Genomic DNA, 11,775 nt, shown 5'->3' with positions numbered 1-11,775 from the left:
TTAAGGCTTAATAAACGAAGTCTATACTTTGTTTGTCTGTTGAGGTAATTATATCCGGAACAAACAATAAAGTTTTTGAAAGCCAAGGCGGTTGTTCTTTATGTCGCAAGGTTAAAGTCAAATCAAGCTTATAGGTTTCGTTTTCCGTGCTTTGATTTAAAACCGAAGTATTAAAGTTTATGCTTATTTGTTTCCAATTTTCCTCAATCAGACGATTAAGTTTTTTGTCTCTTTTTGGGGTTTCGTTGTTTGGAAGATAGATTAAAAACTCTCGGCTGAGTTGATCGTAAAGCAGGGTGCTTGCATAAACATATTTTGTTAATTGTTCGTTAAACCAAAGTGTGCGTTTTTTATTTAAGCTATAATCAAGCTCAAGGCTTAAAACCGCCCCATCTTTTAACATGGCTCTTATTTGTGCAAGCCCCTCAAGTTTAAGGTCTGTACTAATTTTTAATTGATCGCCGATGATGTTGACCTGTGTATTTGTGCTTACTAATTCGATATTTTCCGCTTTGCTTTTTGGATAAGAGCTGAAAAAAAAGATAATAAGGGCAAAAATGCCAAAAATGATACGCGGTTTATACATCGGTTTTTACTTTTTAGAATACTCGAAAACAATATAGGTTATATATGTGATATGTTTCTTGTTGAAAAATATTTTAAGAGATAATTGTTAGCAAATTTTAGTATTTGGTCAACCAGAAAACACTCTTTTACTCTTTTGTCGATTACTATATAAAAAATCAGAAACGGAATAAAGAAATATTTTAAGCCAAAACTTTTCCGCTAAAATTATTCTATTTGAGCGGTTAACGTGTTTTGTTCCCTTAAACCCGCTAGTTCGATTTGTGTATACAAAAGGTCATACCATTTTAATCTTGCTTGAAGGTGTATGCGTAAAAGCGGCGAACTATCATAAGAAAACATCATTTCTTCGGTCGCTTTTTTTAGAGCTTGGTAATATTGTCTTTGACGATAAGGTCTTATCGGGCTACCTGTTTTTACCATATAAGCGTAATGAATAAGCCAACCCGCTAGTTCGCGGTTACAATACCAAATCGCTTGTTTTAGTGCCGGGCTTAAAATGCGTTGAATTCTTTCCGGCGGGTGGTGTTCGGCTATTGTATTAACAGAAATAAAAAGAGCCTCGAGTAAAAGCATATCTGCCCTTGAGCTTCCGGGTTTTCTTGAATGCATACTCCTTGGTTCTAAGGTTACAAAAGGCAAATAACCACGAATTGTATTCATATTACGCTCAAATCTTGATCTTAGTTCCGGCAAGGCTTTGTTGGTTTCGCTATATTCCTGTTTATTTTCCAATAAAAGCATTTTTCTTAAAATATCAAAGTTTTTGGCAATAGCAGTTCTCATGGGTTTTGTTGCCGAACTTGGAGTAAGCACAAAAAAGACTATACTCATAATAATGTTACCAATCATGATACCCGTTATACTGTCTCTAATCAGCAACAGGTTAAAGCTAGGGCCAAAAGATTGTAAGATACATAAGAAAAAGGCTAAAGACATTTGTAGCCCAAAGAACGAGATTCGCTCACTTCCCGTACTTGCCCATGCACAAAAAAATCCGCCATAAGCAAGCAGTAAAATTAATCCGACTATAGAATCAAGGTAAGGTATAATAAAAACAATCGCCAATACCCCAAAAAAACTTCCAACCATAGCACCAAGCAAACGCATGGTCAGGCGGTGAATAGTTTCGCCGTAACTGCTTCGGGCAACAATAATACAGGTAACAACACTGATGCGAAGTCCGTGCCAGTCTGTTCCCATATAAAAAAGATAAGCAAGCATAGCGGCTAAGGTCGTTTTCAAACTAAAATACAAATATTCCGGATTAGTAAAGGCATCAGGCACAAAGACACCGGTAAATTCTTGTATGGTCGAGCGAGTTTTTGTTTGCAAATTTGGATTTAAAAGCGGAATCGTTATTTCACGGCGTTGGCTAACCGCCAATAAAAGCGTATTTATACGTTCCAAAAGATTCAAAAAAAGCGGAACGCTTGAAGGCGGAAGGGCGGTTATTTCTTCATCGGAAAAAGTCGCTTTAATTAATGTTGATTTAAAATCTTTTTTCTTGCGTAAAGCATCTTTAATTTTTAAACACCAAATTCCGCATTTGTGCATTAATACTTGACTTTGTTCGTTTTGTTCCGGGGCATTTTCAAGGGCATAAATAGACGCCATCAACCTATCTATCATCGAAATAAGAGCTAAATCTTCGTTTCTTCTCTTTTTATATTTTTTTGAACTTAAACACGCCATGTGTTGTAGCTCTCTTAAATGGATCATACCTTTATGATAAAGCAAAGAAAATTCGTTAAATTCCTTTGACTTTGGTCCTTTATTTAAAGCAAGAGCCGAAGTCCTAATACGTGTTCTGAGCTCTTCTTCAAAAAGTCTTGCCGGATTTTTTGAAAAAATCAAATTGGTTATAACCAACAATAAAATAGGACCGGCATAAGCAAGCCAGATCCAAAGTAAGCTTCTGGTCAACTCTTCGGGCGTATTAACCGAGTCGACAACACCAAACATAATCGCCAACATACTAGCAATAGACAAGGCGAGTCTTCCCGCCTCCAAAATAGAGGTAGCATACATACCAATAAAGATAAAAATACTCATTAAAGGAATGCGTAATGCCGGTTCCGAAGCTGTCAAAGAAAGCATTAAAAGACAAAGGATCAAAGCGATACTACAACCCAAAAGCGTCGCCATTCCCGCCATTGCCGTAGACATTGCGTCTCTTCTCGAAGTAAGAAAAATTACATAAACCGAAAGCCAAATATCGGGAAGCTCCAAAGACATAGCAAAAATAACCCAAATAATTGACAAAACAAGAATTTGAGTAACAAGCTCGATTCTTCCGGGAAAAGGTTTTAATTCCTCAATTAAAAAATTTTTTAAATTAATTAAGTGAAACTTAAAACCATATTCCAAGCGTGGTGCGGCATTCAGTGAAATTTGATGTTGTTCGGTATTTGTAACAAATTTTTTTAAAGTATGTATATTCATGTCGTTTATTCGTGATGTATTGTGTATATTTTTTATATAATACTTTTAAACCCAAAAACACAACAATATTTATTGTTATGTTTTTTAGATATTGATAGAATAAGAAAAAAAGAATCGGCATATTTAATGCGAGAAAATAATTTATTGGAATTAAACCGTGATGTTATCCAAGCTGTTTTCTCTTTTTACAACGCCTTTAACTTTAGCCTTATCTCTTTAAATTTATGTTCTTTATTTCTACAAAAAAATTTACAACGGGTAACATTATCGAAAAAAGTATTTCAAGATATTTTTTGTTTCGTATTTTCGTTTTGTTTTGTCTTTTTTTTAACCTGTTGACACAAACATCTTTAGCACAAGAAAATATTTTTCCAAGTTGGGAAAACATAGAAAAAGGACTAGACCTCTCTTTCCTTCCTTTAAACGGCGAAACCACAAACGATTTAAACAGCGAAATTATCTTGTTGCGTATTAACCCTGAGTATAATGAGCTGGTTTTATTGATGGAAAGCCAAGACGGTGTAAAGCGTTCTCTTAGCCGTTGGCTCAAAGATTATCGACTTTTTGGCGTTATGAATGCCAGTATGTATCAGGCAGACGGAGTCAGCAGTATAGGTTTGATGCGAAATAAAGAGCATATCAACAATGCTAAAATTTCTCCTCGCTTAGGTGCTTTTTTTGTCAGCACGCCTAGAAACAGCTCAGATACTTTAAATAAAACTATTCCATTTGTGGATATTTTAGATAAAAACAACCCCAAGCTTGTTGAGTTATTGGAAAAATATGAAACTGTTTTCCAAAATTTCCGAATTTTAGATGCCAATGGCAATATTTTATGGAAAGATCGAGGAGTTGAACACAGCATGACTTTATTGGGTAAAGACAGACATGGAAATATCTATTTTATTTTTTGTCAAACCCCTTTAAACCCTGCAAAAATAGCTGAAATTCTTAAGTTACGCTTAACGGAATCAGACGGAGAAAAAACCAAAACTTTATTAACCGCCCTTATGTATGTGGAAGGCGGACAAGAAGCGGGCTTATTGTTAAAAACATCTGATGGAATAAAAAAATGGGTTGGTTTACCAAAAACAAAAATCTTTGGACAAGCCGCTTTAAGCCTCAGCCTTGGTTTTTTAGGAGACCGAAGTGTGCCTAATGTGCTTGGAATTAAACCTCGCTTAAAGTAAAAACAAGCTATAAAAAAAATTTGCGAATCAAGACACTTCATGTAAAATAATGCAAAGAATGAAACGCTAACCTTACAATGATCTTAATTTCTTTATTAATAGCTTTTTTATTTATAAATTTTATGCTAGCGTTCATTTTGTGCCGAAAATAATTTTTATCTTGCTAACCTGATCAACAGAGAATTATGTGTTAATGTTTGTAAATATACGAATTTTTTATTTATTGTGCGTGATTTCTTGCCTTACTTTTTTGCCTCTTGTTAGCGTGGCGGAAGAGACCATCGGCTTAAGCTTTAAAGACAGCGAACTTATTACAAGGCAAAAAGAAATATATTCCGAAGAAGACTTTCGCCTTCAGGCAAGTCTTAGTGTTTTGTCTGATGTACTCGGAAATTTAATACAAGGGCTTGATCCAAAAGAACAACAAGCACTCGTCAAAAAGTCGCTTGATGGGATTTTTATTCAAAAAGAAGCCGAAGCCGATATTTCTCTCTGGGAAGGCGGCGTTGTGATTTATTCTCCTTTAATTCCCGATAGTGTTGGAGTTAATTTCATTAATGTTTATGATTTAACCGGGTCTTATTTCGTGCAAGATATGTTAAAAAAAGCAAGCAAAGGCGGCGGTTTTGTAGAATATGCAATGCACAACCAAGGCTCAACGGAATGGACCTTGCGACGTGCTTATGTTGCTCCGCTAAAAAACAGTAATTATTGGATTATGTCTTGGCGAATTTTAACAAGCGGAAAATATGCACAACAACCCAAAGATGACTTTTTAGCCTTGTTGCAACAAAAATTGCCCGCACAATCAGTTTTGATTGAAAACAAGGTCGCCACAACAGCTTTGACAGAAATTTCTACAATAGATGTCAGGGTCAATACTTTACAAAAAACAGTCTTTAAATGGTTTTTATTTTTTTCATTGTTGTGCTTTTGTAGTCTGTTGATTTTTTTGGTATATTGCAAATTGTTTAAAGACTCTCCGCTAACCAAGAAAAAGCGTTAAGGAAACGCATTGATGGTGTTTTCTTATTATATTTTTTACATAGTGCATAAAATGAATTAGAAGAGAACAGCACTTATTTTGATATATCGAATATATTTTTTATAGCTTTACTTCCAAAGGCATAAGGGATTTCTTTTTATAATTTTACTCTCCTGAAATAAATTTTTTTGTTCGTCTCCGACTATTCCATATAAATAATTATACTTAATAATACTTAATTATTATAATTTGTTTAAAACCAACTCTCCCACGGAATCAACCTCTCTGGGGCGTCTCCGACTATTCATATAATAAATTCATTTTATTATTATATTATATTTAAACTTCATACTCCCACGAAAGCAACCTCTTTCGGTCGCCTCCAATACCTATAATAAAATTACATTTTTATTATAACTTTATTATTTAAACTCCATACTTCCACGAAATTCACTCCCTTAGGTCGCCTCATATACCCATAATAAAATTTATTTTTATTATAACTTTATTATTTAAACTTCATACTCCCACGAAATTAATTTTGTTGGTCGTCTCCGACGGGGGAAAGGGTTTTATGTGAAACCCTTTCCAAACCCCACAACAGGGCTGCCGCCCTGTACCCGCAAACGCACCACGCATTAGTTGATGCCTAACGGCATCAAAAGTTTGAACGCACCTTGGTTTCTTTCATTGGCAAATTAAAACTATGCTGTTGGAAAAAATTAATAATGTTTGAAGCATTTTGTAATAATTAAGTGTATTAAATAGAAATGAAGGCGACCAATAAAATTAATTTCGTGAGAGCATTGGTTTTTCAATGGATTGCAAATAAATTAAGCTTACTCATGTCATTTTTTGGGGCTGTAAAATACCCAAACGAAATCCTCGTTAGATAAGCTTACTCGGATCTTTTTTGGGGTGCTAAGATGTTAAAACGAAGTCGCCGTTAAAAGAGACCATGGTGCGTACCCACTTTTGATGCCGACAGGCATCAACTAATGCGTGATGCGTTTGCGGGTACAGGGCGGCAGCCCTGTTGTGGGGTTTGGAAAGGGTTTCACATAAAACCCTTTCCCCCGTCGGAGACGACCAATAAAATTTATTTCGTGAGTGCATAAGGTTTAAATAATAAAGTTATAATAAAAACAAGTTTATTATATGAAGGCATAATCATGAAAAAACTTAAGTATAATAATTAAATACGATCTATAATTCCATAATATTTCTTTTTTCAAAAAGGCTTTTTACTCTGGCTTTAAGCTCTTGCGATAAAAAAGTTTAAAGTGTATATTTATATTTTAAATCTAAATATTACTTTAAAACTAACATAATATCCGGGATATTCCATTAATATGAAATACAACACTCAAGTTATCGAAACAAAATGGCAGGCTCGTTGGGAACAAGAAGAACAATTTAAAGCCGTCGTTGATGAAACAAAACCAAAATATTATTGCCTCGAAATGTTTCCTTACCCTTCCGGAAATATTCATATGGGCCATGTGCGTAATTACTGTATCGGTGATGTTATTGCCCGTTTTAAACGCATGAAAGGCTTTAACGTATTTCACCCAATGGGTTGGGACGCTTTTGGTCTGCCTGCGGAAAACGCCGCTATTCAAAACGCAACCCACCCTGCTAAGTGGACTTTTTCCAATATTGAAACGATGAAGACTCAGCTCAAACGTCTTGGTTATTCTTATGATTGGAGCAAAGAACTCGCAACTTGTACCCCCGAATATTACCGTTGGGAACAACTCTTTTTCTTAAAATTTTGGGAAAAAGGTCTTTTATATCGCAAAAAAGCACCCCAAAACTGGTGTGAAAAATGTCATACGGTTTTAGCTAACGAACAAGTTATTGACGGCAAGTGTTGGCGTTGTGATGATATTGTTGTTCAAAAAGAATTAACGCAATGGTTTGTTCGTATTACCGATTATGCCGAAGAATTGTTGCAAGATTTGGATAAAATCGAAAAAGGTTGGCCCGATCGAGTTATTCATATGCAAAGGAACTGGCTCGGAAAGTCTATTGGAGCAGAGTTAGTCTTTGAACTTGAAACACCTGTTGAAGGGTTTAAAGATATTTCCGTATTTAGTACTCGTCCCGATACTATTTATGGGGCTACTTTTATGAGTATAGCCCCCGAACACCCTCTCGTTCAACTTTTAATAAAAGATAAACCCGAAGCCGCTGCCGTTAACGCCTTTATTGAAAAAAGCAAAAAAATATCCAGTGCTGACCGTAACTCACCGACTTTTGAAAAAGAAGGCGTGTTTAGCGGAGCTTATTGCATAAACCCAGTTAATGGCGCTAAAATGCCAATTTGGGTCGCTAATTTTGTACTTTATGGTTATGGAACCGGTGCGGTTATGGCTGTTCCTGCTCACGACCAAAGAGACTTTGAGTTTGCGAAAAAATTTAATTTACCGATTAAAGTGGTTGTAAATCCACAAGATAAAAGCTTAAAGTTAGAAGAAATGACCGAAGCTTATGCTGATACCGGCGTTCTTGTTAATTCCGCTGAATTTGACGGAGTAGACAACGAAGAGGCAAAACTTAAAATTATTGCTAAACTTGAAAAAGAAAATAAAGCTAAGAGCCAAGTACAGTGGCGGATCAGAGATTGGAACATTTCTCGCCAGCGTTACTGGGGTGCTCCTATCCCTGCTGTTTATTGTGATAAATGCGGTGTTGTCCCTGAAAAAGAAGAGAACTTACCGATAATTTTACCATTAGAAGTTAAAAATCGTGAAGACGGGCGTTCTCCCTTACCCGAAACACCGGCTTTTTATGAATGTCTCTGTCCTGTGTGTGGTCAAAAAGCCAGACGTGAAACAGATACACTTGATACCTTTGTTGAATCTTCATGGTATTTTGCTCGTTATACAAGCAGTCAACTTACCACAGAACCTTTTGATCAAAAAGCCGCTTCTTATTGGTTGCCCGTTGATCAATATATTGGCGGAGTCGAACACGCTATTTTGCACCTTTTATACTCTCGCTTTTTTACTAAAGCCTTAAGAGATACGGGTTATTTAAAGGGAATTGATGAACCGTTTACCAACTTGCTTACTCAAGGCATGGTTTTGATGAACGGTTTAAAGATGTCAAAATCAAAGGGTAACGTTGTTTCTCCTGTTGAAATGATTGAACAATATGGGGCAGATACCGTACGTTTATTTTGTCTTTTTGCCGCACCGCCCGAAAGAGATTTTGACTGGACAGATAGCGGAATAGAAGGGGCGTTTCGTTTTGTACAAAGAGTTTGGCGTTTGGTCGAAGAACTCTTGCCAGAGTTAACTACTTGCGTGGCGTGTGCTTCAACCGAGGCTGATGTTACAAGCCCCGAAGCCAAAGAAGTACGTTATAAAGAACACTTTACCGTGCAAAAGGTTGAACAAGACATTAATACAAAGTTTCAGTTTAATACGGCGATTGCTGCGGTTATGGAACTTGTCAACGTTGTTTACCAAAATAAAGACAGTTTAAAACAAAGCGAACAAGGGCGTAAAGTTTTGTCTTCAGCCATTGCGACAATATTAACTTTATTACAACCGATTGTTCCGCATTTTACCGAAGAACTTTGGGAAAATTTAGGACACAAAGAGCCTTTGGCTACTCAAACGTATCCGACTTATGATCCAAAAGCTTTGGAAAAAGACCTGATGACTATTGTTATTCAGATCAACGGTAAATTGCGTAGCAAGATAGAAGTCGCAAGCTCAATGCCGGAAACTGAGGTTAAAGCCCTTGCCCTTGCCGAACCTAATATTGTTAAACATATTGAAGGTAAAAGCATTAAAAAAGAGCTTTATGTTCCGGGTAAACTTATAAATATCGTGGTTGCTTAAATGAAAATAACGTCGCTCACAACCCCTTTTCGCCACAATGGCTTTTTACGCTTTTTTTGGTGTTTGTGTTTTGCTTTTATATTGATTTTAAGCGGTTGCGGTTATCAAAGGGCAACTAAGTTTCCTAGCGTAATTGGCGACGGAACAAAAACAGTCAGAATAAAAAGCGTTGATAACCCCACAATGAATACAACTATCGGATATTTGCTTCGTTCTCAATTAAGAGAAGAAATAAGTGCAAGACATATGGCAAAATGGGTTGATTCCGGCGTTTCCGATTATACCTTGGAACTTAAAATAAAACAATTTACCGACCGAGGCGAAACCTTTGACGATACTTTCAACACTCAACTTTATAATATAAATTTAACTTTAAATTTAATTGTTTATGACGGAGTAAGTAATAAAAAAGTCTGGGAAAGCGGTTATATTTCGGAAACGGATTTTTCTGAAAGATTAATAGACCGAGACAACAGCGAAGAGCTTGCTACCTTGCTTATGAGACGTATTGTTGACCAAATGAAAAATAATTTTTAACGTTTTATTGTATTTAATTAAATAAAACATTTTTAACCTCTAAAAAAATAAAGCAACGACTTATTTTTTCAGGTAAAACATGCAAAGACCGGGTTTTAACTTTTTAGTGTGTCCTGACAACAAACTGGCACAGCTCGAATTAGAGCGTCTCACAACACAGTTTCCGCCACAAGGAACGCCTGTTGAAGCTGTTGAATCCGATAATCTGAATAATTGGGAAAAGCGAGTTTATTGGGGCGACGAAGAACTTCCGCAAGTCTTTTGGGAAGACCTTACGCTTAAAGGGCTATTTAATACGCCAAAACTTATAATTGTCAGACAAGCACAAATGTTAACGGCTGAGAGTTGGAAAAAAGTTTCTTTGGCATTAAGTGGCTTTAACAGTGATACTTGGGTAATTTTTATGCTTGAAGTCGCCTTTGATAAAGGGCGTCCAAAAATTCCTATGTTTTTGCAAAAAATAAAGTGTTGGAGTTTTGCGGAAAGCAAAAAATGGATTTGGACTTTTGCTGGTTTGGAAGCCAAAAATCTCGTTCCTTTTGTGCGTTCCGAAGCTCAAAAAAGAAATTTGGTCTTTGCTCCCGGTGCGTTCGAAGCTATCTTGCCGAGGCTTTCTTATGACGTTGGTTCTATTTTGCTTGAACTTGATAAACTTTGTTTAGTCGCTCGGTTAAATGAAAAGGGACAAAGCGTTATTTTAAAAGAATATGCCTCTTTATTGGTGCATGAACCGGAAATGGATATTTTTGCCTTTATTCGTAGCCTTGAGGATCATAAAAAAACGCTTGAGGTTTGGAATAAACTGGGTAAAGATGAACTTAACGATAACGCTTCGGTTTTTTCTTTTATTTCTTTGTTATTAAGAGAACTTAGAATAATGTGGCAACTACTCTGTAACGAAACCCCGGCGATTGCCCCCTTTCTTATTCCTGTAAAAAAAAATATGGCACACAAACTTGGATTTAATTTCTTGGGAAAAATGTTTGCTTTATGTCTCGATGCAGAATCAGGAATAAAAAAAGGTGAACGTAGCCCGGAACAAGCCTATGAAATATTACTGGCATCTTTAATGAAAATTTTTCATCACATAAGGCAAATACCAAATAACCCCTTGCCAAAATCTTAAAGCTGATTAATTCAATATGTATAATACAGGTCATCGGGCGAGACTAAGAGAAAAACTCAAGGACGACCCCACTAAACTCCCGGATTATGAAGTTTTGGAACTGCTCTTGGCTCAGGTTATTCCGAGACAAGACACCAAACCTTTAGCCAAAGAACTGCTTTTACGCTTTCAAACGATCAAAGGTGTTTTAGAAGCAAGACCCGCAGAACTACGTTTAGTTAAGGGTTTTGGGCCCGCTCTTGAGGTTTACTGGATTTTATTGCGTGAACTTATGTCAAGACGAGAAGAAGCACCAATTAGACGAAGAGAGGTTTTGGCGACGCCTGACCTTGTCGCTAAAATGGCAAAAACAAGACTCGCCGGAAACGAAAAAGAAGAACTTTGGTTGGCTTTTTTGGATACTCAAAACCGCCTGATCTCTTGGGAAAGAGGATTGATGGGAACTGTTGCGGGAATAATTTGTTATCCTCGTGATATTCTTGAAAGAGCCTTATTGTTAAAAGCTAGTGCTATTATTTTGGTTCATAACCACCCGGGCGGTGCTTTTATGCCTTCGTCTCAAGATATAGAATTAACTCAACAGCTTGCGTCTTCGGCGGAAAAAATCGGCGTACAGGTGCTTGATCATATAATAGTAACCGACGAAAATGCTTACAGTTTATATCAGGAAAAACTTTTAATCTTCGATAAATAATCCGAAAATCAAAACTCAAACTTGTTGGAGGTGTAATAAATGAAAACTGAAAATAAATTATACCTCGTAAAGCAATATATTGTTTCGGGAAGAGTTCAAAAAGTCTGGTATCGTTCTTATGTTAAAAAACACGCCGAACGTCTTAATTTAAAAGGCTTTGTAAAAAATCTTAAAGACGGTAGTGTTGAGATTGTTGCTTGTGCTGATGAAAATAACTTAAAAATATTTAAAAATTGTTTGTATAAAGGTTCTTTGTTTTCCAAAGTCAACGAAATAAAAGAAAACGAGATAAAACAAGCCGATAATTTTAATAATAGCTTTTTAATAATTGATTAATTTAACGCTTTGACTTTTTGGCG

At 36.2% G+C, this 11,775-nt stretch carries 9 protein-coding genes; 7 read left to right on the top strand and 2 right to left on the bottom strand.

Annotated elements, in window-relative coordinates:
* Window positions 1-7: 7 nt before the first annotated feature.
* Both BT999_RS09125 and BT999_RS09120 read right to left on the bottom strand, forming a co-directional pair.
* The gene (locus BT999_RS09125; protein ID WP_072697483.1) at window positions 8-586 is read right to left on the bottom strand and encodes a DUF4390 domain-containing protein; all 579 of its coding nucleotides are present in this window, start codon (window positions 584-586) and stop codon (window positions 8-10) included.
* A gap of 206 nt (window positions 587-792) precedes the next feature.
* A complete protein-coding gene (locus BT999_RS09120) occupies window positions 793-3,030 on the bottom strand; it encodes an FUSC family protein (RefSeq protein WP_072697482.1) in 2,238 nt (745 codons plus the stop codon).
* A 293-nt stretch (window positions 3,031-3,323) separates the two neighbouring features.
* On the opposite strand from BT999_RS09120, the gene BT999_RS09110 reads away from it, so the two are divergent.
* The 7 genes from BT999_RS09110 to BT999_RS09080 all read left to right on the top strand — a co-directional run bounded on the left by BT999_RS09110 (window position 3,324) and on the right by BT999_RS09080 (window position 11,752).
* Window positions 3,324-4,220: a hypothetical protein gene (locus BT999_RS09110; RefSeq protein WP_072697480.1), complete on the top strand. Its 897-nt coding sequence runs from the start codon at window positions 3,324-3,326 to the stop codon at window positions 4,218-4,220.
* A 193-nt stretch (window positions 4,221-4,413) separates the two neighbouring features.
* The gene (locus BT999_RS09105) at window positions 4,414-5,226 is read left to right on the top strand and encodes a cache domain-containing protein (protein ID WP_143145534.1); all 813 of its coding nucleotides are present in this window, start codon (window positions 4,414-4,416) and stop codon (window positions 5,224-5,226) included.
* A 1,331-nt stretch (window positions 5,227-6,557) separates the two neighbouring features.
* The gene (gene leuS, locus BT999_RS09100) at window positions 6,558-9,059 is read left to right on the top strand and encodes a leucine--tRNA ligase (protein ID WP_072697478.1); all 2,502 of its coding nucleotides are present in this window, start codon (window positions 6,558-6,560) and stop codon (window positions 9,057-9,059) included.
* Window positions 9,060-9,596, top strand: a complete 537-nt coding sequence (gene lptE / locus BT999_RS09095) for an LPS assembly lipoprotein LptE (protein ID WP_084650671.1) — start codon at window positions 9,060-9,062, stop codon at window positions 9,594-9,596.
* Between the two features lie 79 nt (window positions 9,597-9,675).
* On the top strand, window positions 9,676-10,722 hold the full coding sequence (locus BT999_RS09090) for a DNA polymerase III subunit delta (protein ID WP_072697477.1): 1,047 nt from the start codon (window positions 9,676-9,678) through the stop codon (window positions 10,720-10,722).
* A 16-nt stretch (window positions 10,723-10,738) separates the two neighbouring features.
* Window positions 10,739-11,416 (top strand): RadC family protein, encoded by a 678-nt coding sequence (gene radC / locus BT999_RS09085; RefSeq protein ID WP_072697476.1) that lies wholly within the window; start codon window positions 10,739-10,741, stop codon window positions 11,414-11,416.
* A 39-nt stretch (window positions 11,417-11,455) separates the two neighbouring features.
* Window positions 11,456-11,752, top strand: a complete 297-nt coding sequence (locus BT999_RS09080) for an acylphosphatase (RefSeq protein WP_072697475.1) — start codon at window positions 11,456-11,458, stop codon at window positions 11,750-11,752.
* Window positions 11,753-11,775: the final 23 nt, after the last annotated feature.

Origin of the sequence: Desulfovibrio litoralis DSM 11393 (assembly GCF_900143255.1) — a bacterium.
Lineage (GTDB): Bacteria > Desulfobacterota > Desulfovibrionia > Desulfovibrionales > Desulfovibrionaceae > Frigididesulfovibrio_A > Frigididesulfovibrio_A litoralis.
The sequence above is the reverse complement of the archived record's forward strand: the minus strand, read 5'-3'. Positions and strand labels throughout refer to the sequence as shown.

What these genes read in the sequence shown, in the direction of transcription:
- BT999_RS09125 (WP_072697483.1), bottom strand. Translation starts at nt 586, where the DNA reads ATGTATAAACCGCGTATCATTTTTGGCATTTTTGCCCTTATTATCTTT.
- BT999_RS09120 (WP_072697482.1), bottom strand. Translation starts at nt 3,030, where the DNA reads ATGAATATACATACTTTAAAAAAATTTGTTACAAATACCGAACAACAT.
- BT999_RS09105 (WP_143145534.1), top strand. Translation starts at nt 4,414, where the DNA reads ATGTTTGTAAATATACGAATTTTTTATTTATTGTGCGTGATTTCTTGC.
- leuS (WP_072697478.1), top strand. Translation starts at nt 6,558, where the DNA reads ATGAAATACAACACTCAAGTTATCGAAACAAAATGGCAGGCTCGTTGG.
- lptE (WP_084650671.1), top strand. Translation starts at nt 9,060, where the DNA reads ATGAAAATAACGTCGCTCACAACCCCTTTTCGCCACAATGGCTTTTTA.
- BT999_RS09090 (WP_072697477.1), top strand. Translation starts at nt 9,676, where the DNA reads ATGCAAAGACCGGGTTTTAACTTTTTAGTGTGTCCTGACAACAAACTG.
- radC (WP_072697476.1), top strand. Translation starts at nt 10,739, where the DNA reads ATGTATAATACAGGTCATCGGGCGAGACTAAGAGAAAAACTCAAGGAC.
- BT999_RS09080 (WP_072697475.1), top strand. Translation starts at nt 11,456, where the DNA reads ATGAAAACTGAAAATAAATTATACCTCGTAAAGCAATATATTGTTTCG.